The organism is Curtobacterium sp. NPDC089185 (assembly GCF_040685235.1).
Lineage (GTDB): Bacteria > Actinomycetota > Actinomycetes > Actinomycetales > Microbacteriaceae > Curtobacterium > Curtobacterium citri.
Map to the genome: position 1 here is coordinate 19,249 of NZ_JBFBHK010000005.1, position 20,914 is coordinate 40,162.

22 protein-coding genes are annotated in these 20,914 nt (G+C 72.9%); 14 read left to right on the top strand and 8 right to left on the bottom strand.

Features of this window, described 5'->3' with window-relative positions:
* Positions 1 to 84 precede the first annotated feature (84 nt).
* From AB0N84_RS06725 to AB0N84_RS06750, 6 genes are all read left to right on the top strand, one after another.
* Positions 85 to 930: a DUF4097 family beta strand repeat-containing protein gene (locus tag AB0N84_RS06725; protein ID WP_182047431.1), complete on the top strand. Its 846-nt coding sequence runs from the start codon at positions 85 to 87 to the stop codon at positions 928 to 930.
* On the top strand, positions 927 to 1,508 hold the full coding sequence (locus AB0N84_RS06730; RefSeq protein ID WP_363544577.1) for a PadR family transcriptional regulator: 582 nt from the start codon (positions 927 to 929) through the stop codon (positions 1,506 to 1,508). The genes AB0N84_RS06725 and AB0N84_RS06730 overlap by 4 nt, the downstream gene beginning before the upstream one ends.
* Before the next feature lie 118 nt (positions 1,509 to 1,626).
* Positions 1,627 to 2,391, top strand: coding sequence for a hypothetical protein (locus AB0N84_RS06735; protein ID WP_069712446.1), 765 nt, complete (start codon positions 1,627 to 1,629; stop codon positions 2,389 to 2,391).
* Between the two features lie 84 nt (positions 2,392 to 2,475).
* Positions 2,476 to 2,745, top strand: a complete 270-nt coding sequence (locus AB0N84_RS06740) for a DUF3072 domain-containing protein (protein WP_289459412.1) — start codon at positions 2,476 to 2,478, stop codon at positions 2,743 to 2,745.
* A 157-nt stretch (positions 2,746 to 2,902) separates the two neighbouring features.
* A complete protein-coding gene (locus tag AB0N84_RS06745) occupies positions 2,903 to 3,343 on the top strand; it encodes a DoxX family protein (protein WP_363544580.1) in 441 nt (146 codons plus the stop codon).
* Positions 3,344 to 3,523: 180 nt separating this feature from the next.
* A complete protein-coding gene (locus AB0N84_RS06750; protein ID WP_069712443.1) occupies positions 3,524 to 3,745 on the top strand; it encodes a DUF3073 domain-containing protein in 222 nt (73 codons plus the stop codon).
* A gap of 648 nt (positions 3,746 to 4,393) precedes the next feature.
* On the opposite strand, the gene purM is transcribed toward AB0N84_RS06750, so the two are convergent.
* On the bottom strand, positions 4,394 to 5,494 hold the full coding sequence (purM, locus tag AB0N84_RS06755; protein WP_363544582.1) for a phosphoribosylformylglycinamidine cyclo-ligase: 1,101 nt from the start codon (positions 5,492 to 5,494) through the stop codon (positions 4,394 to 4,396).
* A 71-nt stretch (positions 5,495 to 5,565) separates the two neighbouring features.
* Here purM and purF point away from each other — a divergent pair, with 71 nt between their 5' ends.
* Positions 5,566 to 7,023 carry an amidophosphoribosyltransferase gene (gene purF, locus AB0N84_RS06760; RefSeq protein ID WP_069712441.1) on the top strand — a complete coding sequence of 486 codons (1,458 nt, stop codon included), beginning with the start codon at positions 5,566 to 5,568 and terminating at the stop codon, positions 7,021 to 7,023.
* A gap of 87 nt (positions 7,024 to 7,110) precedes the next feature.
* Here the strand turns inward: purF and AB0N84_RS06765 are convergent, their stop codons facing one another.
* Entirely contained in the window at positions 7,111 to 7,554 is a 444-nt protein-coding gene (locus tag AB0N84_RS06765) for a hypothetical protein (protein WP_363544584.1), read from the bottom strand.
* Between the two features lie 200 nt (positions 7,555 to 7,754).
* Between AB0N84_RS06765 and AB0N84_RS06770 the strand changes: the two genes are divergently transcribed.
* Positions 7,755 to 10,361: a LuxR C-terminal-related transcriptional regulator gene (locus AB0N84_RS06770; protein ID WP_363544586.1), complete on the top strand. Its 2,607-nt coding sequence runs from the start codon at positions 7,755 to 7,757 to the stop codon at positions 10,359 to 10,361.
* A gap of 287 nt (positions 10,362 to 10,648) precedes the next feature.
* Here AB0N84_RS06770 and AB0N84_RS06775 read toward each other — a convergent pair whose 3' ends face one another.
* Complete coding sequence (locus AB0N84_RS06775) at positions 10,649 to 11,011, bottom strand: sterol carrier family protein (RefSeq protein WP_182047438.1); 363 nt, start codon at positions 11,009 to 11,011, stop codon at positions 10,649 to 10,651.
* 57 nt (positions 11,012 to 11,068) lie between these two features.
* Here AB0N84_RS06775 and purD point away from each other — a divergent pair, with 57 nt between their 5' ends.
* Complete coding sequence (purD, locus tag AB0N84_RS06780) at positions 11,069 to 12,337, top strand: phosphoribosylamine--glycine ligase (RefSeq protein WP_182047439.1); 1,269 nt, start codon at positions 11,069 to 11,071, stop codon at positions 12,335 to 12,337.
* The gene (locus AB0N84_RS06785; RefSeq protein ID WP_182047440.1) at positions 12,334 to 13,203 is read left to right on the top strand and encodes a phosphoribosylaminoimidazolesuccinocarboxamide synthase; all 870 of its coding nucleotides are present in this window, start codon (positions 12,334 to 12,336) and stop codon (positions 13,201 to 13,203) included. The genes purD and AB0N84_RS06785 overlap by 4 nt, the downstream gene beginning before the upstream one ends.
* An 81-nt stretch (positions 13,204 to 13,284) precedes the next feature.
* Here the strand turns inward: AB0N84_RS06785 and AB0N84_RS06790 are convergent, their stop codons facing one another.
* Positions 13,285 to 14,481: a GAF domain-containing SpoIIE family protein phosphatase gene (locus tag AB0N84_RS06790; protein WP_363544588.1), complete on the bottom strand. Its 1,197-nt coding sequence runs from the start codon at positions 14,479 to 14,481 to the stop codon at positions 13,285 to 13,287.
* A 79-nt stretch (positions 14,482 to 14,560) separates the two neighbouring features.
* Here AB0N84_RS06790 and AB0N84_RS06795 point away from each other — a divergent pair, with 79 nt between their 5' ends.
* Positions 14,561 to 14,881, top strand: coding sequence for a hypothetical protein (locus AB0N84_RS06795; protein ID WP_141718912.1), 321 nt, complete (start codon positions 14,561 to 14,563; stop codon positions 14,879 to 14,881).
* 51 nt (positions 14,882 to 14,932) lie between these two features.
* Here AB0N84_RS06795 and lepB read toward each other — a convergent pair whose 3' ends face one another.
* Positions 14,933 to 15,556, bottom strand: coding sequence for a signal peptidase I (gene lepB, locus AB0N84_RS06800; protein ID WP_363544590.1), 624 nt, complete (start codon positions 15,554 to 15,556; stop codon positions 14,933 to 14,935).
* Positions 15,553 to 16,107: a hypothetical protein gene (locus AB0N84_RS06805; protein WP_182047443.1), complete on the bottom strand. Its 555-nt coding sequence runs from the start codon at positions 16,105 to 16,107 to the stop codon at positions 15,553 to 15,555. The genes lepB and AB0N84_RS06805 overlap by 4 nt, the downstream gene beginning before the upstream one ends.
* A gap of 110 nt (positions 16,108 to 16,217) precedes the next feature.
* Here AB0N84_RS06805 and AB0N84_RS06810 point away from each other — a divergent pair, with 110 nt between their 5' ends.
* The 3 genes from AB0N84_RS06810 (at position 16,218) to AB0N84_RS06820 (ending at position 18,633) form a co-directional block, all read left to right on the top strand.
* Complete coding sequence (locus AB0N84_RS06810; RefSeq protein ID WP_363544592.1) at positions 16,218 to 17,009, top strand: SDR family oxidoreductase; 792 nt, start codon at positions 16,218 to 16,220, stop codon at positions 17,007 to 17,009.
* A gap of 52 nt (positions 17,010 to 17,061) precedes the next feature.
* Positions 17,062 to 17,934 (top strand): VOC family protein, encoded by an 873-nt coding sequence (locus AB0N84_RS06815; RefSeq protein WP_363544594.1) that lies wholly within the window; start codon positions 17,062 to 17,064, stop codon positions 17,932 to 17,934.
* 132 nt (positions 17,935 to 18,066) lie between these two features.
* Complete coding sequence (locus AB0N84_RS06820) at positions 18,067 to 18,633, top strand: GNAT family N-acetyltransferase (protein WP_363544596.1); 567 nt, start codon at positions 18,067 to 18,069, stop codon at positions 18,631 to 18,633.
* 72 nt (positions 18,634 to 18,705) lie between these two features.
* On the opposite strand, the gene AB0N84_RS06825 is transcribed toward AB0N84_RS06820, so the two are convergent.
* Entirely contained in the window at positions 18,706 to 20,229 is a 1,524-nt protein-coding gene (locus tag AB0N84_RS06825) for a catalase (RefSeq protein WP_363544598.1), read from the bottom strand.
* A gap of 51 nt (positions 20,230 to 20,280) precedes the next feature.
* Positions 20,281 to 20,724, bottom strand: coding sequence for a Fur family transcriptional regulator (locus AB0N84_RS06830; RefSeq protein ID WP_182047447.1), 444 nt, complete (start codon positions 20,722 to 20,724; stop codon positions 20,281 to 20,283).
* Positions 20,725 to 20,914: the final 190 nt, after the last annotated feature.

Sequence of the window (20,914 nt, forward strand, 5' to 3'; positions counted from 1 at the left end):
CGGGACCGGCCCCGTGACATCCACCGACTCGCGATGTATCGTGACACCACCAAACGCGATGCATCGCGAGTTCGAGGAGGCAGCATGGCCCAGGAGAAGTGGCTCGTCGAGGAGCCCAAGGTGATCGACACCGGCATCGTCCGCGCGCTGCGCGTCGGACTCGCCGGCGGACAGGTCGACGTCGTCGCGCACGACGAGCCGACCGCCCGGGTGGAGGTGCACAGCGTCTCCGGCAAGCCGCTCAAGATCGAGCTCGACGGTGACACGCTCACGATCGACCACCCGCAGATCCGCTGGGACGACCCGCTCGGCTTCCTCAAGTCGTTCAGCGGGCGCGCCACGGCCGACGTCAGCGTCCTCGTCCCCCGCGATGCCCGGGTGACGGTCGGGGTGGTCTCCGCCGGCGCCCTGCTGTCCGGCACGAACCGCGGCGCCTCGGTCAACTCGGTCTCCGGCGACGTCGTCGTCGACGGGCTCGCGGGCGACCTCGCCGTGCACGCGGTCTCCGGCACCACCACGGTCCGCGACCTCGACGGCGAACTGACGGTCCGCACCGTCTCCGGTGACGTCGTCGCGACCGGGTCCATCCCGCGGTTCACGGCCGACGGGGTGAACGCCGACGTCGTCCTCGACCTGCAGGGCACCCCCGACTCCGCCCGGGTGAACACCGTGTCGGGCTCGGTCAGCGTCCGGCTCGAGGACGGCGTGCCCTACCGCTGCACGGTGGGCACGGCGACCGGCAAGCTGCAGTTCGACGACTCCGAGATCCGCGGGGTGCGCGGTTCGTACGTCAAGCAGGGCGGCGACCTCTCCGGGCAGTGGCTCGACCTCAAGGTGAACTCGGTCTCGGGCGACATCGCGGTCCTGCACGCCCCGCCGGCGCAGCCCGCACCGGCATCCGGAGCCGACGAGACGGTGGTCCCCGAATGAGCCCGGTGTTCGCGCACGGTCACCTGCGCCTGTCCCTGCTGTCGATGCTCGCCGACCGCCCGATGCACGGGTACGAGCTCATCCAGGCCCTCGGCGAGCGCTTCGGCGGCGCCTACGTCCCGAGCGCCGGCACGGTCTACCCGCGCCTGGCGAAGCTCGAGGCCGAGGGGCTCGTCACCAAGACCACCGACGGCCGCAAGACCGTCTACGCCATCACCGACGCCGGCCGGGCCGAACTCGACGCCCGCGCCGAGGAGCTCGCCGCGATCCAGTCCGGTGTCGCCGACTCGGTCCGGACGCTGGCCGACGGGGTCCGCGCCTCGGTGGGCGAGGCCATGCGGTCCCTCCGCGCGGACCTCGCCGCGAGCGCCCAGGCACCCCGCGGACAGACGGCCGACGAGCCCGAGGACGTCCCGACCGCCGGCGCCGGCGCACTGCGCGAGGTCGAGATGGCCGTCGCGTCGTTCCGGCAGCAGGTGCGCGCCGACCTGCGCCGCCGCGCGACGCGCGGCACGCTGACCGACGACACGGTGACGCGTCTGCGGGACGGGCTGGAGGCCCTGCGCCGCTCCCTCTGACGGCCCGCAGCGGACGGGTGGAGGCGATGCGCGCCTCCCGTCCGCTGCACCCGTTGCTGCCCGTCGTCCCCGCCCGCCTGGGCCGACCCGGGCAGACGGTCGTAGCATCGTCGGCGACATGACGATCTCCGACCTGCGCACCTTCGCGACGTTCGACGGCCACGGCGGCAAGGTGTCGAAGCGCGTCGAGGTGCTCGACCACGAGCCGCCCGCCGCCGGACCGTACGCGGGCCTCGTCGCCGTGCGCGGGGAGCACCCGATCGGCGCGCTCGACGAACGACCTGCCGCCGACGGCGACGACCTGACCCGCGGCGTGCCGAGCATCGGCTGGGTGGACCCGGCGACCCTCCGCGACTGGTACCGGCCGGACCGCGTGGTCGTGTCCCGGCTCGAGGCGCGGCGCTCCGGCCTCGAGCCGGGCCTGTACGCCGACTCGCGTGGCCGCGGTCGCGTCCGGATCGACGGCCTGGAGGCGCGGCTCGCCCCCGACGGCCGGCCCGCCTTCCGCGCACTGGCCGGTCCCGCCGACGCGCCGGTCGTCGACGTCCCCCTGCCGACCGACCAGGCCGTCCGGCTCGTCGCGGTCCGGGACGTCGCGGACGGGCTCGAGGTCGTCACCACCCCGGTGTCACCGTTCCTCTCCCCCGGCCGGTACGCCGCGTACGACGCCGACGTGGTCGGGCTGCCGCCGCGACCCACGACCGGTGCGGTGGACGTCCGTGCCGCGGTGCTGATCGACGGCACCCTGCACGAGGTGGTGCGGATCGACGAGCGCGCCGCGACCGTGTGGCTGCGGCGCGGCGACGACGAGGTGCCGATCGCCGCGAGCGGCATCGGGCCGGACCTGGTGCGGTACACCGGCACGCCGGTCCCGCCCGCTTGACCCGGGGTGCGGGGTGCTCGGCTCTGGATCCGGGGGACGGGCACGCTGCGTGCAGTGTCCGACCCCGCGCGTAGGTTCGGCGCCATGAGTGATGCAGAGCAGCAGCAGACCCCGGACGCCGGGCACCAGGGCGAGACCCTCGGTGGGGAACGTCCCGACCCCTCGACGACGGCCAGCAAGGACCCCTCGCAGTGGGTGACCGGCGACGAGCCGATGACCGGCCCGCAGCGCAGCTACCTCGACACCCTGGCCCGCGAGGCCGGCGAGGAGCTCCCCGCCGACCTCAACAAGGCCGAGGCGTCGGAGAACATCGAGCGTCTGCAGCAGGAGACCGGGCGCGGCACCGACTCCTGAGTCCGTCCCGACCGGGCACCGGTCCGTCGTTCGGCGGACCGGTGCTGCGTGGCGGTCCGCCGTTCGGTGGACCACAGCCTGAGGGAGTCCTGGCGAAGTCCGGGCAGTCCTCCGAACCACCCTGGTCGATGACGCGTCACCGGTTAGCGTCTGCCGCATGCGAACGACATCGACCTCCATCGGCCTGACCGCGCTCCGCATCGTCCTGGGCGTGGTGTTCATCGCCCACGGCGCCCAGAAGTTCGCCCAGGGCATCCCCGGCGTCGCCCAGGGCTTCGCCGGCATGGGCGTCCCGCTCGCCGAGGTGGCGGCCCCCGTCGTCGCCGGCCTCGAACTCGTCGGTGGCGTCCTGCTCGTGCTCGGCGTCGCGACCCGGGTCGTCGGCCTGCTCCTCGCGGTCGACATGGTCGTCGCGGGCCTCCTCGCACACACGACCGCCGGGTTCTTCGCCCAGGACGGCGGCTTCGAGTACGTGCTCGTGCTCGCCGTGGCCTCGCTCGCCGTGGCCCTGACCGGACCGGGGCGCTTCTCGATCGACGCCCTGGTGCTGCGCTCCTCGCGTCGCAAGCGCGGCGTCCCCGAGCCCCTGCCCGCCTGAGTCCTGATCAGGTCTTCGGTGCTCCCCCGGTCGATCTCCGGGGGACGCCGGTGGCCGAGTCGGGAACGGGGTACATGGTAGAGTTATCGGCAGATTTCAAACCACGAATCGTTCGGTTCCCCGGGTGGCAACCCTGCACCCGCCAGGACCGGACCAGAGCCGATCACGAGGGGGTCACGCATGGGGCGCGGCCGTCAGAAGGCAAAGCACACCAAGGTCGCCCGGGAGCTGAAGTACTTCAGTCCGGAGACGAACTACGGTGCGCTCGAGCGAGAGCTCTCCGCCGGGCAACACTCGGACGAGAACTCCTACGTCGACCGCTGGGCTGACCAGTACGGTGAGGAACCCGGCGACGACGAGGACGACTTCGAGACCCAGCAGGACCAGAACAAGTCCGCCTGACCCACATCGTCGACGCCGCGCGCCCCGTGGGGCCGCGCGGCGTTTCCGTGTGCGCGGGCGGCGGTGCGGTCGTGCTGCGTGCCGAGTGCGGCGTGCGGCGTGCGGCGTGCTGAGCGTGCACGATCCGTCACGCTCGGCGCCGCCTGGCGACTGATCACGCGCGCTCGGAGAACGTGAGCGGCACGTCCTGCCCACTCGGCAGGGGCGACGGCGGCTGCGGCGCCCGCGACACCGGCTCCGGCTCCGGCTCCGGCAGCGTCGCGCCCGAGCGTCCACGATCAGCGCCTCCGGGCCAGGTCCGCCCTGGCGAGCGTGCAACATCCGTCACACTCGGCGCCGCCGGGCGACCGATCGTGCACGCTCGACGAACGTGAGCAGCCCGTCCTGCCCACTCGGCAGCGCGACAGCGGGACCGGCGGCTCCGGTCGAGCGGCACGTCCTGCCCGCTCGGCAGGGCGCCGGCGGGCGCGGCGGCTCCGGTCGAGCGACCCGCGCGGTCCCGGACGCCGAGGTCGCACGACTCGCCGCGCGCGGATCACCGAGGTCCCACGACCGCAGGCGTGGCAGCGCGAGAGTGCAGGATTGCGGAACCTCGGCGCATGGCGCCGAGCGCGGGCAGCGTCAGCCCCCGCGCCGGACCGCCCCGCGTCAGCCGGCGTAGGCGCCGACGAGCCGTACCGCGCCCCCGTCGACACCCTTGGCGCCCTGCTCGAACCCGTCGAGGTCCCGCGCCGAGGTCGACACCGTGCCGACCGTCCACGCGGGCAGCCCCGCGGCACGCAGGTCCCCGAGCACGTCGGACGCCGCCGAGGCCGCGACGACCGCGAACATCCCGATGCCGAGGTTCCACGTGCCCTCGGTCTCCTCGATCGGCGTGCCCGCCATCGACGCGAGCACCCGGAACACCGACGGGGGCGTCCACGTCGTGCGGTCGACCTCGACCCAGGTGCCGACGGGCAGCACTCGCGCCAGGTTCGCCGCGATGCCGCCACCGGTCACGTGCGAGAGCGAGTGCACGACACCGGGACGCGCGTCGAGCAGGGCGAGCAACGGCGACGTGTAGAGGCGGGTCGGCTCGAGCAGGGCCTCGCCGACGGAGACCCCGGTGCCGAACTCCGGCAGCTGGTCGGTGTACCCGACACCCTTGCCGGCCAGGATGTGCCGGACGAGCGAGTAGCCGTTCGAGTGCAGCCCTGAGGACTCGATCGCCACGACGACGTCGCCGTCCTCCACCAGGTGCGCCCCGAGCTGCCGGTCCGCCTCGACGACGCCGGTGGCGGCACCCGCCACGTCGTAGTCGTCCGGGCCGAGCAGCCCCGGGTGCTCCGCGGTCTCCCCGCCGACGAGCGCCGTGCCTGTCGCCGAGCAGCCCCGGGCGATGCCCGCGACGATGTCGGCGATGCGGTTCGGCACGACCCGGCCGCACGCGATGTAGTCCGTCATGAAGAGCGGCTTCGCACCGACCACGACGATGTCGTCGACGACCATGCCGACCAGGTCCTGCCCGATCGTGTCGTGCTTGTCGATCGCCTGCGCGATCGCGACCTTGGTGCCGACGCCGTCGGTGGACGTGGCGAGCAACGGCCGTGAGAACTCGCGCAGGAACGAGACGTCGTAGAGCCCCGCGAAGCCGCCCACACCCCCGAGCACCGAGGCGTTGTGCGTCGCCGAGACGGCGGACTTCATGAGTTCGACGGCCAGGTCACCGGCTGCGGTGTCGACGCCGGCGGCTGCGTACGGGTTCGGCATGCGTGGTCCTCCGCGGGGCGTGGCAGACTTGTTCGGTACCACCCGATCCTACGGTCTGGAGCACACCGCGAATGTGCGGCATCGTCGGCCTCGTTGCGCAGGGGCCCGTCAACCAATCCATCTACGACGCCCTGTTGCTCCTGCAGCACCGGGGTCAGGACTCGACGGGCATCGCCACGGTCGAGGGTCGCGTCCACCACATGCACAAGACGCGCGGCCACGTGCGGGAGTCCTTCCGCACCCGTGACATGCGGGCCCTGCTCGGCACCATGGGCCTCGGCCACGTCCGGTACGCCACGAAGGGTGCCGCGAGCAACGAGGAAGAGGCCCAGCCCTTCTACGTGAACGCGCCGTACGGCATCGTCCTGGTGCACAACGGCAACCTCACGAACACGCGGGAGCTCACCCGTGAGCTCTTCGACATCGACCGTCGGCACCTCAACACGACGAGCGACACCGAGCTGCTCGTCAACGTCCTGGCGCACGAGCTGCAGGGCCAGGTCCGCGGCAGCGAGCTCGACGCCGGTCAGGTGTTCGACGCCGTCGAGCGCGTGCACGAGCGCGTCGAGGGCTCCTACGCCACGATCGCGACCATCGCGGGCCACGGCCTGCTGGCGTTCCGTGACCCGTACGGCATCCGTCCGCTCATCCTCGGGCACAAGTTCGACGAGGCCGGCCAGCCCGAGTGGGTCGTCGCGAGCGAGTCGCTCGTGCTCGAGTCCGGCGGCTACGAGATCGTCCGCGACATCGCCCCCGGTGAGGCCGTGTTCATCGAGATGAACGGCCAGATGCACGCCCGGCAGTGCGCGAAGGACCCGCGCCTGGTGCCGTGCTCGTTCGAGTACGTCTACCTCGCCCGGCCCGACTCGGTGATGAACGGCATCTCGGTCTACGACGCCCGCCTCCGCCTCGGCAACCGCCTGGCGGACACGATCGCGCAGTACGCCCCCACGGGCGACATCGACGTCGTGATGCCGATCCCGGACTCGTCGCGCCCCGCGGCGATGCAGGTCGCGCAGAAGCTCGGCATCGACTACCGCGAGGGCTTCTTCAAGAACCGCTACGTCGGCCGCACGTTCATCATGCCGGGGCAGGCGGAGCGCAAGCGCTCGGTCCGGCAGAAGCTCAACGCCATGTCGTCGGAGTTCAAGGGCAAGAACATCCTCATCGTCGACGACTCGATCGTCCGCGGCACCACGAGCCGCGAGATCGTCGAGATGGCCCGCGCGGCCGGAGCGAACGAGGTCACGTTCACGAGCGCCGCTCCCCCGGTCCGGTACCCGCACGTCTACGGCATCAACATGCCGACGCGTGCGGAGCTCATCGCCCACGACCGGAAGATCCCGGAGATCAACCGCGTGCTCGGCAGCGACCACCTCATCTACCAGGAGGTCGCCGACATGCGCGACGCGATCATCGAGGGCTCGGACGTCACCGACCTCGAGATGAGCTGCTTCACGGGCGAGTACGTGACCGGCACGGTCAGCCCGGAGTACCTCGCCTGGGTGGAGGCGAACCAGCTCAGCTGAGCGGCGTCGCCCCGGCGACCACGCGACGGACGGGAGGCTCCCCACCAGCTGGTGGGGAGCCTCCCGTCCGTCTGCTGGTGGCGACCGTCAGCGGTCGGTGCGCTCCACGGGTCCGGTCGCGTCGCCCTGGTCCTCGACCTCGCCGTCGACCGTCTCCTCCGCGGGCTCCACCGCGACCCGCTCCGCCGTCAGGCGAGCGGCGCGACGGGCGAGGACCCGGTCGAGGACGATCGCGGCGAGGGCGCCGGCGAACGCACCGATGGTGACGCCCCAGAGCGAGAAGTAGCCGACGAGCGTGCCGAAGGACGCGTCCTGCTGGTCGCCGCGGTCGATGTCCATGGTGAGCGTCACGATCACGAGGGTCGCGAGGAACCCGAGCACCGCACCGCCGAGGATGAACACGCCGAACTTCGGCGCACGGCGGATGGTGACCTCGTCCGGTGACTCGACGGCGTTCGGCGCCGGTGCCGGAGTCGGTGCCGCAGCCGGGGTCGGTGCCGGGCGGTCCTCGGGTCGGTCGGTGTCGCTCACCGTCCCATTGTCCCCCACTGTGGGACGTGCTCCGGCCTGTTCATCCCCGTGCGCGACGGTGCAAGATGTGACGACCGGCCGGTATCCACTGCGCGCAGCGCGTCGGGTGCCGGTCGCCCGGTCGAGGACGATGTGCGAGCCCGGACACCGGACCCGCTCGACCGGGGACGTGCGGGCGACCACGAACGGGAGGTGACGGGGTGCGCGAACAGTCGATCAACGGCCGTCGTCGTCCCGCCGCGCCCGGACGCGTGATGTGGACGATCGTGCAGCGTCGCGAGGAGGACCGCGCCGTGTCCGTCGTCGCCGAGCACCGGTGGAGCGTCGCGCTCGTCGGTGCGCCCGGTCTCGGGAAGACGTCCACGGCCGAGAGGGTGACCGACCGGGTGGCACGTCGCGACGCCTCGGGTCGGACGGTCGTCGTGCCGATCACCGCCGTGGCGTCCGGTCGGACGATGCCGTTCAGCGCCGTCGCCGACCGCTTCGGCGACCTGCCCGCCGGTCTCGCCGACCTGGTCGACGACGCGGGCGCCGCGCAGCGCCTGCGGGAGGTCGACGACCTGTCGGACCGTGACGTCGTGCTCCGGGTCGACGACGCAGACCACCTCGACGCCGTCTCCGCCCGCTACGTCGCTTGGCTGGTCCGCGACCAGGGCGCTCGGCTCGTGCTGACCTGCCGCGACTTCACCGCACTGCCGGAAGCGCTCCGCGCGCTGTGGCAGGACGACCTGCTCGAACGCATCGACCTCGCCCCGCTCGACCTGCACGAGACCGGTGAGGTCGTGGCCCGGGCGCTCGGTGCCCAGCTCGAGACGGCCTCGACCGAACGGGTGCACCGGGCGACCGCGGGCAACCCGCTGTACCTGCGCGAGGTCGTCCGTGCGGCGCTGGCGTCCGGCGCGCTCGAACAGACCGCGTCCGGGTGGTACTGGCGCGGTCGCATCACGGCGTCGAACAGCCTGGCGGACATGTACCGGACCGAGCTCGGCGCGCTGCCCGAGGACCTCCGCGACGTCGTCGACATCGTGGCCCTCGCCGACCCGATCCCCCTGGCCCGGCTGCTCGGCATGGTCTCCGGCGGGGACGTCGACCGCGTCGTCGCGCTCGGCCTGGTCGCCGTCGACTCGACGGAGGACGGCACCACCGTCGTCCGGCCGTCGCACCCGCTCGTGGGCGAGGTCGTCCGCGGCCTCGTGCCGGTCGCCCGACGGACCACCCTCTTCGCCCGCGCGAACGCCTTCCGCACCACCCGTCCCGAGGGCGCGCCGCCCGCCGCCCGTCTGCGTGCGGCGCTGTGGTCGCTCGAGTGCGGCGTCCTGCCGCCGGTCGGGCAGCTGATCGACGCCACCCAGGTCGCGGTGCGGCTGCAGGAGCACGAGAGCGGCGTGACGCTCGCGTCCGCCGCGCTCCGAACCGCGCTGACCGCCACCGAACGGGTGACGGTGCACTGCCTGCGGTCGCTCGCGCACTCGTACAGCACCGGGCGCGAGGCCGGCCGGTGCGACGCCGAGGCGGCTTGGGGCATCGCGACCGGGCGGTCGACCGAGGTGGACGACGCCGCGATCGTCGAGGCGTGCGAGACCCTGGCCAACATCCGGCAGTTCCACGACGACGACGTCGACGCGGCGGTCGCGCTGACCGACGCGGCGATGCCCCTGGTCGACGCCGCGACCGCCGAGCGGCTGCGGCTGCTGCGGCTCGCGCACCTGGGCTGGGGCGGGCGCTTCACCGAGGTCCGCGCGGAGATCGAGCGCTCCCGGGTGCTCGAGCAGCCGACCGTCCCGGTGTCCTTCCTCTGCGTCGCCCCCTGCGCGGTGACGGCGCTGGCCACCGCCGGTCGGCTCGAGGACGCCACCGTCCTGGCGAAGCGCTCCCTCGCGACCGCCGTCGAGCACGTCGAGGAGGCGCCCTGGAGCGTCGGCGAGATCGTCTCGGTCCTGCACCAGGTGCAGGTGTGGCGCGGGGACATCGCCGACCTGCTCACGGAGATCCCCGTCCGGCGGTCGAGCCCCTTCCTGAAGTACGACTTCACGCTCGAGCTCATCGGCGTCGGCAACCAGGCGATCGGGCAGCGCCGGTGGGCGGACGCGGTCACGGCGTTCTCGGCCGCCTGCGAGCGGTACGACGTCGCCGACCACGGGGGCTTCGCCGCCTACCCGTGGGCGCGGCTGGCGTTGTCGCTGGCGTACTCCGGCGACGCCGAGGGTGCGACCGCGGCGCTCGAGCGCGCCCGGACCACCCCGCTCCGGGCGATGCGGATCCTCGGCGAGCAGGTCGCGGTGTCGATCGCGTGGGCGGAGTCCGTCCTCGGCAACCCGGCCGGGCTCCGGCACGCCGACGAGATCACCGAGCGGTCGACGGCGAGCGGGGCGTGGTTGCCCGTCATGTACGCCCAGACGCTGCACTACGCGAACGACATGGTGACCGGGCGCGACACCTCGGCGTCGCTCGCGCGGATGCGCGGTGCCGCCGCCCGCGTCGACGGTCCCCTGGCGCACGCGATCGTCGCGTACGCCGACGCCGTCCGGTCCGGGGACCGCGTGCGGATCATCGCCGCGCAGGGCGTCCTGGCTTCGCACGGCATGGCCGTCTCGGCCGGGCACGTGCGCCCGCCGCTGACGAACCGGGAGCACGAGGTCGCCGAGCTCGCCGCGAGCGGGCTGAGCAACCGGCGCATCGCGGAGTCGCTCGGCCTGTCGGTCCGGACGATCGACGCGCACATGTCGCGGGTGTTCGCGAAGTGGGACGTGCACGCGCGGTCCGAGCTGGCCGAGATGCTCGGCGGACCGCTGCGCTCCGACCGCTGACTGCCGGAAGACGTTCCACCCCGGTACGGAATCACGTCGTCGACCACGCAAGGACGTTGCAATCTGCGCCACGACTCGCCGGAACGGTTGACAGACGACGGCACATGTCGCGTACCTTTGACCCTGTCGCCGGGTTCGGACCCGTTCGGGTCGGGTCCGAATCCCGGCGACACCCACGTTACGCAGGGGCTCGTGTCCACCACATCGGTAGGACCTACCTACCCCGCAGCGGTCGGCCAGTCGCGCTCCGCCGGTCGGCCCGAGGGCGTCAGGCGGCCGTGCGAGCGTCAGGCAGTCGTACGGACGGGCAGGAACGCCGCCAGGTCCGCTCGTGACCCGGACGCACTGACCCGGGACTGCGCCACCGCGTCGTCCCACCGGAGCACTCCGGTGGCGAGCGCCAGCCACGTGGTCGCGTCCGTCTCGACGACGTTCGGCGGGGTCCCACGGGTGTGCCGTGGACCCGGCACGGCCTGCACGGCCGCGAAGGGCGGCACCCGCACCTCGACGCTGTTGCCCGGCACGTCGTCGGCCAGTCGCTGGAGCGTCCACCGCACCGCGGTCGCGACGGCGGTCCGGAGCGTCGACCCGCCCTGCACCGCGGCGAGAGCGGCGAGACCGTCGGCGTCCTCGATCCTCTTCGGCGGCATGTCCCCAGGCTAACCGTCGCATCGCGAGCGGCGTGTCGACGTCGGTAGGGTGATCGCGTGCGAATCCTCGTCCTCGGTTCCGGTGCCCGCGAGCACGCGATCACCACGGCCCTCCTCGCGGAAGGAGCCGGACACGTCATCACGGTGGCCCCGGGCAACGCCGGCATCGCCGCCGACGTGGAGACGGTGTCGCTCGACCCGACGAACGGCCCCCTCGTCGCGGAGTACGCGATCGAGAACGGCATCGAGCTCGTGGTCGTCGGCCCCGAGGCCCCGCTCATCGCCGGTGTCGCCGACCCCCTGCGCACCCGGGGCATCCCCGTCTTCGGGCCGAGCGGCGCGGCCGCGCAGCTCGAGGGCTCGAAGGCGTTCGCGAAGCGGATCATGGCCGAGGCCGGCGTGCCGACCGGCCGTCCCCTCCCCGCCGGCACCGTCGAGCAGGCGGTCGCCGCGATCGACGAGCTCGGCGCCCCGTACGTGGTGAAGGCCGACGGGCTCGCCGCGGGCAAGGGCGTCCTGGTGACCGAGGACCGTCAGGCCGCGGTCGACCACGCCACCTACTGGCTGCAGCACGGACCCGTCGTGGTCGAGGAGTTCCTCGACGGCGAAGAGGTCTCGCTGTTCTTCCTCAGCGACGGGCACGACGTCCGCGCGCTCAGCCCCGCGCAGGACCACAAGCGCCTCGGCGACGGCGACACCGGGCCGAACACCGGGGGCATGGGCGCCTACTCGCCGCTGCCGTGGCTCACCGACCGGTGGGAGTCCGAGCAGGCCTTCGTCGCCGAGGTCACCGAGCTCGTCGCGCTCCCCACGGTCCGCCGGCTGGAGCACGAGGGCACCCCGTTCGTCGGGCTCCTCTACTGCGGGCTCATCGTCACCGAGCAGGGCGTGCGGGTCATCGAGTTCAACGCCCGCTTCGGCGACCCGGAGACCCAGGTGGTGCTCCCCCGTCTCACGACGCCGCTCAGCGCGCTGCTGACCGCCGCCGCGACCGGGCAACTCGCCGGCGCCCCCGAGCCGACCTTCAGCGCCGACGTCGCGGTCACCGTGGTGCTCGCGAGCGAGGGCTACCCGGAGAACCCGCGGACCGGGCGCGTCATCACCGGGGTCGACGCCGCGAACGCCCGCGAGGGCGTCTCCGTCGCGCACGCCGCCACGGCGGTCCTCGACGGCGACCTCGTCGCGACCGGGGGCCGGGTGCTCAGCGTCGTCGGTACCGGCTCCGACTTCGCCGAGGCCCGCGAGCGCGCCTACGCGGGCATCGCCGACATCACGCTCGAGGGCGCGCAGTACCGCACCGACATCGCCGCGAAGGTCGCCCGGTGACCGCCGCTCCGGAGCTGCCGGGCTGGCGGCACGTGTCGTCGGGCAAGGTCCGCGAGCTCTACGTGCCCGAGGGCACGGCCGACGTCGCGAGCGCCACCGAGCTGCTCCTCGTCGCCTCCGACCGCGTCAGCGCCTACGACTTCGCGCTCGAGCCGCCGATCCCGGGCAAGGGCGAGCTCCTCACCCGGCTGTCGCGCTTCTGGTTCGACCGGATCGCCGACGTCCCGAACCACCTCGTCGACCCCGCCGGCGGCGGTACCCCGGTGCCCGCGTCGGTGGCGGCCCGGTCGATGCACGTGCTGCCGCTCGACATGTTCCCCGTCGAGTGCGTCGTCCGCGGGTACCTCGTCGGCAGCGGCTGGGCGGAGTACCGCGAGACGAGCAGCGTCTGTGGCGTCCCGCTCCCCGCGGGGCTGTCCGAGGGCGACCGGCTCCCCGAGCCGATCTACACGCCGGCGTACAAGGCCCCGCAGGGCGAGCACGACGAGAACATCTCCTTCGAGCAGACCGTCGAGCTCGTCGGCCGCGCGGACGCCGAGGCGCTCCGCGACCTGTCCCTCCGCGTCTACGCCGAGGCGGCCGCGATCGCGCGGGAGCACGACGTCGTCATCGCGGACACGAAGTTCGAGTTCGGCCGCGACGCCGACGGCACGATCCGGATCGCCGACGAGGTCCTGACGAGCGACTCGAGCCGCTACTGGGACGCCCGCTCCGGCGGCCGCACCGACTCGTTCGACAAGCAGATCGTCCGCGACTGGCTCACCGCGCACTGGGACCGGCAGGGCACCCCGCCGGTGCTGCCGCCGGAGATCGTCGAGCGCACCGCGGCACGGTACGCCGAACTGATCGAGCGCCTGGGCGCCTGAGCGGCGACCACCGGACGGACGGGAGGCCCGTGGCGACGCCGCCACGGGCCTCCCGTCCGTCCGCTGCCGTCGTGACGGCCGTCAGTCGCGTGCCAGGACCACGACCGTCAGGTCGTCCCCCGGGTCGTGCTCGAGCGCGCGGGCGCGCACCCGGGCGAGGAACGCGTCGATGTCCGGCTCCTGCCGCCAGAGCGCCCCGAGGCGCGAGAGCGACGTGAGCGTCGAGTCCCAGAGCTCGAGCGCGCCGTCGCTGACCAGCACGAGCACGTCGCCGGGCTCGAGCACGAGCGACCCCGTCGACCGGGACAGCCCAGCCGGGTGCAGCCCGATCGGCAGGTCACTCGAGAGCAACGTGCGCTCGGCACCGTCCGCCCGCATCTGCAGCACCAGGCCGTGACCGGCGTCCACGAAGTCGAGCTGCCCGGACGCGGGGTCGAGGCGGCCGGTGAACATCGTCGAGAAGGACTCGGCGCGACCGAGGTCCGGCGCGACCTGCTCGTCGAGGGCGGCCACCACCCGCTCGGGGTCCTCGTCGGGACGTGCGAGCAGGGCTCCGCGGATCGTCGCGGCGAGCAGTCCGGCCGCCATGCCCTTGCCCATCACGTCCGCGATGGTCAGGTGCAGCGCGGTGCCGGACAGGTGCCACTCGTGCAGGTCGCCGGACACGACGCCGTGCGGGACGGACATCCCGCCGAGGCGGTACCCGGGGACCTCGACCGGCAGGGGCTGCAGCCCGGCGAGGACGCCGCGCAGCCGGTCCTCGTCGGCACCCGTGGCGAGCTCGCGCTCCGCCCAGACGCCGAGCTCCTCGAGCAGGGCGACGTCGTCGTCGTCGAGCGTGCGCGGCTGCGGGTCGACCAGGCAGAGCGTGCCGACCTTGACTTGGTCCTCGCCGACGCGGAGCGGCACCCCGGCGTAGAAGCGGACGTTCGGGTCCTCGACGACCATCGGCATGTCGGCGTACCGGGCGTCGGCGCGCGCGTCCGGCACGACCACGGGCCCGAGCTGGTCGAGCGTGCGACCGCAGAAGGTGTCCTCGAGCGGGATGGTCGGGCCGTACACTGCGTCGCTCTGCTGCGACTTGATCGTCAGGACCTCGGCGCCCGCGATGTTGAGGAAGGAACCGGAGACCCCGAAGGCCTCCCGAGCGATGCGGGTGATCCGCTCGAAGCGCTCCTCGGGCCCGCCGTCGACGACGTCGAGCGCGGCGACGAGTGCGGCGCGACGGACGGCCTGGGCCGAGGTGCCGGTGGAGGTCGGTGAGGTCCCCTGGTACATGGTCCAACGCTACCGGTCCGCCGGGATCGCGCCCGTCCCCAGTACGGAGGACGCCGCGGCGCGGCGTAGCCTGGTCGTCGTGCTCCGCCGCCCCCTGCTCGCCCTCGCCGTCGTCGTGCTCGGCGCCGTCTCGCTGACCGGCTGCGGCGCGCACGACTCGACCGGACAGATCGCCGTGACGGTGTCCCGGGACGCCGCCGACCACCCGTACGAGGTGAAGGTCTTCGCGGCGACGGGGAAGCTCTCGGAGCACCAGCGCGTGTTCCCGGGCGGCACGGCGGACTTCGCGGGGGTGCCGCTCGGCGACGTCACGGTGCGGGCGGGGGACCTGTGCCCGGTGCGGACGACGGTCTCCGGCGAGGACGTCGCACGGGTGACCCTCACGACCACCGGCTGCTGACGGCCCGGCCCTGCTGACGACCGGCTCCGCCCTCCGGGTGGGCACCGCCGGTCAGCGGGCGTCGGGCACCCGGTCCCACTCGTCCGCGTACCGGCCGAGGACGCTCCAGTGGTCGACCGGCCACGTGACGACGAACGCCCGACCGACGACGTCGTCCGACGGGACGGTGCCGTGCACGCGCGAGTCCGCCGAGTCGTACCGGTTGTCGCCCATCACCCAGATGCGCCCGGCCGGCACCCGGACCGAGAAGTCCTCGGCCGCCACCCGGTCGGACCCCGGCGCACGCACGACGTACGGCTCGTCGACCGCGTACCCGTTCACGGAGAGCCGTCCCCGGTCATCGCAGCACGAGACGGTGTCGCCCGGCAGGCCGACCACGCGCTTGACGAGGTCGTCGCCCTGGTCCGCCCGGAGCCACCCGCCGGGGTCCCGGAACACCACGACGTCGCCCCGCCGCAGCGGCACCACACCGGGGACGAGCTCGTTCACCAGGATCCGGTCGCCGACCAGGAGCGTGCGCTCCATCGACCCGGACGGGATCGAGAACGCGCGCACGAGGTAGGCCTTGACCAGGAAGGACGCCAGCAGCGCAACGACGACGATGATCGCCAGGTCACGGACGAACCGCCACCCGGACCGCTGCGGACGCTCCCGCTCGGTCGGCGTCCCACTCAATGCGTCAGCACCACCTTCACGAGCCCGATCGCGAAGGCGACGGCGGCCAGGACGACACCGCCCCACAGCCCGAGGAACGACGGCCGCCGTCCGCTGAAGCGCTGCAGGAACACCCCGACCAGGCCGATGCGCACCACGAGGATGACGATCGCAGCGGTCTGCGCCCACGGCGCGGGCAGCCAGCCGACCCAGGCGGCGGCGTAGAGCACGGCGGGGATCAGGCCGGACGTCGCGATGGGGTTCGCGTCGCGGACGATCGCGCCGAACGTCTCCCGGTGTTCCTCGTCGTCCCCGCTGTCGCCGACGGCGTGCGCGACGAGGTGCGACAGCACGTGCGCCAGGTAGGTCAGCACGGCGGTCGCCAGGACCGTGAGCACGGCCGAACCGTGCCGGATCGCCTCCGGGTCCACCGCGATGGCGACGGCGAGCACGGTGATGTTGCCGTAGATGTACGACGACAACCGGTCGCGCAGGCGCTCGACCGGGAACGTCGACAGGTCGGGTCGGCCGCGCCGCTCACGGGGCCGGACGGGCGGGCGGGAACGAGGCATCCTCCCATCCTGGCCCTGCTGCGGCGCGTACCGCCGACCGGACACCGGGTGCGGTGCCATCCTGGGCGGGTCGGCGCACGGTCGCGTCGCACGGACGGGAGGCACGACCCATGACCCACGGACCGCTCACCAGCCGACCCCTCGCCCTGGTGACCGGCGTCGGTCGGCACGCCGGCATCGGCGCTGCGATCGCGTCGCGACTCGCATCCGACGGGTGGGACCTCGCCCTGTCGTGGTGGGGCCCGTACGACGAACGCGTGCACGGCGCGGCCGACCCCGACGGGGTGGACGCGGTCGTCGCCGAGGCCGAGCGTGCGGGGGCAAGCGTGACGCGCCTCCCGGTCGACCTGGCCGACGCGGAGCAGGCGGCCGCACTCGTGGGCCGAGCCGAGGCGGAGGCGGGCGTGCCCGTGACCGCGGTGGTGCTGTCGCACTGCGAGTCGGTCGACTCGGACTTCGCGACCACGACGGTCGAGTCGATGGACCGGCACCTGGCCGTGAACGTCCGCGCGCCGTTCCTGGTCGTGCAGGCGTACGCCAGACGCCTCCGCGAGGGCGCGGCCGCGCCGGAGGACCGTCGTCGCGTCGTCGCGCTGACGAGCGACCACGTCGGCTTCAACCTGCCGTACGGCACGAGCAAGGGCGCACTCGACCGGTTGATCGTCGGGGCAGCGCTCGAGCTCGGCGACGTACGGGTGAGCGCGAACCTGGTCAACCCGGGACCGAACGACACCGGGTGGATGACCGACGAGATCCGCGCGGCCGCGGTCGCACAGACGCCGCTCGGACGGCCCTCGATGCCGACGGACACCGCCGCCCTGGTCGGGTTCCTGCTCGGTCCGGACGGCGGGTGGGTGAACGGGCAGCTGCTGAAGACGGACGGCGGGTTCAGCGCGAAGTAGCGCGATGACCCATTTGGTTGACGCGTCAACCATTCGGGCGCACACTGGTGACATGCACACGCAGGACCTCCTCGCCGCGGACACCGGGATGGGCGCCGTCACGCTCCGGGTCGCCGACCTCGACACGATGGTCGCCTACTACCGGGACGGCGTCGGGCTGCAGGTCCTGACGAACGACGGCGGCACCGCGGTGCTCGGCCGCGGCGCGACGCCGATCGTGGTGCTCGAGCACGCCCCGGCGATGCGGCACGCGTCCCCGCACGAGGCCGGACTGTTCCACACCGCGATCCTGTTCGACACGCAGGCCGACCTGGCGGCGGCGCTGTACTCCGTCGCGACGCGGTACCCGCGGACCTTCACGGGCAGCGCCGACCACCTCGTGAGCAACGCGTTCTACTTCCAGGACCCCGAGGGCAACGGCGTCGAGCTGTACTGGGACCGCGACCGCACCGAGTGGTCGTGGACGCACGGCATGGTCGACATGGCCACGATCTACGTCGACCCGAACGCGTTCGTGCAGGAGCACCTGACGTCCTCGGCGCTGGAGTCCGCAGCGTCGCGCCCGGGGCGGGTCGGCCACGTGCACCTGTCGGTCGGGGACGTCGCCACCGCGAGGGCGTTCTACGTCGACCGGCTCGGCTTCGCGACCACCGCGGCCATGGGTGACCAGGCGCTGTTCGTCAGTGCGGGCGGCTACCACCACCACATGGCGATGAACACGTGGAACTCCCGCGGTGCGGGGCGTCGGCAGCTCGGGCTCGGCCTCGGGCTGGTCCGGATCGAGGTCCCCGGCGCGGACGACCTCGGCGCGCTCGTGTCCCGCATGCACGACACCGGCGTGCAGACCGCAGACGACGGCCGGACCGTGGCGTTCGAGGACCCGTGGGCGAACCGCATCGAGGTGACCGCGCCCGGTCGCGGCTGACCCGGCACGGGCAGGGGCGGCTGCGCCGAGGCTCGGCTCCGCGGACACTTTCGTGGTCGAGCAGACGCGAAACTGTCCGCCTGGCCGAGCCTCGGGCCACCGCTGCGCAGACGGAACCGGCAGGATGGGCGCGTGAGCGAAGACATCCGGTGGGAGGTGGTCGAGGAGAGCGCGCTGACGCTCCCCGACCACGAGGCGATCGCGGCGATGCTGGGGCAGGCGTTCCCGGACTGGTCGCACTGGTACGTGGGCGGCCGGGACTACGCCGGGATGCAGCCCGAACGACGGGTGATCGGGTGGGGTGCGGACGGCGTCGTCCTCGCGCACCTCGGCATCCGCCGGATGTACGTCACCGTCGGCGGTGAGGACGTCCTGGTCGGCGACACCGGCATCGTCGCGGTGTCGCCGTCGCTGCAGGGCACGGGCGTCGGGCGCGAGTTGCTCGTCCGGACGCGCGCCGTCCTCGAGGGGCTCCGCGTGCCGTTCGGCTTCCTCGGCACCGGCGAGGACCGCGTCCCCTTCTACGCACGCTGCGGCTGGCACGAGCTCGAGGGCGCCGTCGGCACCTTCTCGGCCTTCACCGCGGACGGCGCCGGCGTGACCGAGACCGAGCAGGGCGGCTGGATGGTCCTGCCGATCGAGGCCCGGCTCGAGGACTGGCCGGCCGGGCCCATCATGCTCAACGGCCAGCAGGTCTAGGACCGACCGGACGACGGACGGGAGGCCCGGTGCCAGCTGGCACCGGGCCTCCCGTCCGTCTCGTGGTCGCGACTACGCCTCGACGGCGACCTTCTCCGGGTCCTCGTTCGAACCCGGCGCGCTCGGCGCGACCGCGGCGCGCACGCGCGCACCCAGGTCGGCGTCGACGTTCGTCCAGTAGGCGAACACGCGCTCGAGCAGGTCGTCTCGCGTCACCTTCGAGACGTGCCCGGCGATGTTGCCGACCAGGCGCTCGCGGGCGGCGTCGTCGAGGACCTCGCGGTAGAGCGTGCCGGCCTGGCCGAAGTCGTCGTCCTCCGGGTGCAGCGTCGCGGCCGCGCGCTGCAGGGCACCGTCGGACTCCCAGCCGGGCACGTCGTCCGTGGCGTTCGGGTCGGCGTGGGCACCGCCCTGGGTGTTCGGCGCGTACACCGGCACCTCGGCCTTCTGGAAGTCGAAGCGCATGGCGCCGTCCTTCGAGTACGAGTGGACCTCGTTCTTCGGGGCGTTCACCGGCAGCTGCGCGTGGTTCGTGCCGACGCGGTAGCGCTGGGCGTCCGCGTAGCTGAAGATGCGCGCGAGGAGCATCTTGTCGGGGCTCGCCGCGATGCCGGGCACGAAGTTCGACGGCGCGAACGCGGCCTGCTCGATCTGCGCGAAGTAGTTCTCCGGGTTGCGGTTCAGCTCCATCGTGCCGACCTCGATGAGCGGGTAGTCCGCGTGCGGCCACACCTTCGTCAGGTCGAACGGGTTGAAGCGGTAGCTCGCGGCGTCCTCGTACGGCATGACCTGCACCTTGAGGACCCACTTCGGGAAGTCACGGCGCTCGATCGCCTCGAAGAGGTCGCGGATGTGGAAGTCCGCGTCCTCACCGGCGATGCGGTCGGCGTCCTCCTGCGTCAGGGTCTTGTGGCCCTGCTGCGTCTCGAAGTGGTACTTCACCCAGAAGCGCTCGCCCTCTGCGTTGATCCACTGGTAGGTGTGCGAGCTGAAGCCGTCCATGTGGCGCCAGCTCGACGGCAGCCCCCGGTCGCCCATGAGCCACGTGACCTGGTGGGCCGACTCGGGCGACAGGGTCCAGAAGTCCCACTGCATGTCGTGGTTGCGCAGGTGCGAGCCCGACAGGCGCTTCTGCGAGCGGATGAAGTCCGGGAACTTGATGCCGTCGCGGATGAAGAACACGGGGGTGTTGTTGCCGACGAGGTCGTAGTTGCCCTCCTCGGTGTAGAACTTCAGCGCGAAGCCGCGGGGGTCGCGCCAGGTGTCCGGGGAGCCCTGCTCGCCGGCGACCGACGAGAAGCGGGCGAGCATCTCGGTCTGCTTGCCCGGCTGCAGGAACGCGGCGCGGGTGTACTGCGACACGTCGTTCGTGACGGTGAAGGTGCCGAACGCACCGCCGCCCTTCGCGTGGACGACGCGCTCCGGGACACGCTCGCGGTTGAACTGGGCCAGCTTCTCGACCAGGTAGTGGTCGTGCAGGGCGAGGGGGCCGTCGGCGCCGACACCCATCGAGTGCTGGTCGCTCGAGACGGGGGCGCCACTGTTGGTCGTGGTGGTGGGGGTGCCGGCGGGGCCGGTCGTGTTCTGGTCGGACACGGTTCCTCCTCAGGTGGAACGGTTGGTTCGGTCAGGGATGCTCGGGTTGCTTCAGGCGGGGACGGCCGCGGCGTCGTCGCGCTCGGCGGCGGCGCAGCGCTCGCAGATGCCCCAGTAGGTCACCTCGGCAGTCGTCACGGCGAAGCCGTGGGTCTCCGAGGGCGTCAGGCAGGGTGCGTGACCGACGGCGCAGTCGACGTCCTCGATCGCGCCGCACATCGTGCAGACGACGTGGTGGTGGTTGTCGCCGGTGCGTCGTTCGTACCGCGCCGGGCTGCCGGCGGGCTCGATGCGGCGGACGAGCCCGACACCGGTCAGGGCGCCGAGCACCCCGTACACCGCCTGGTGGCTCGTCGTGGGGAGCTCGGCCGCGACCGCGCCGAGGATGTCGTCCGCGGTGGCGTGCGGCATCGCGGCGGACGCGCGCAGCACCGCGAGGCGCGGTGCCGTGACCCGCAGACCCGAGGCCCGCAGCAGATCCGCGTCGGCGTCCATCGCGTCCCCTCTCCCGCATCGGTTCGCTTGCATGGATTTTCTTGCATCGATCAAGACAACGTCCACCGTACACGGTCGTCGTCCGAACGTGCGCGACGCGCGCGTGTCGGAACACCCGCTCACCGACCACCTGTGCCGATCCTCACCGGTCCGGCCCCGGCGCGGGAGGCTCCCGAGGGCCTCCGGGCGG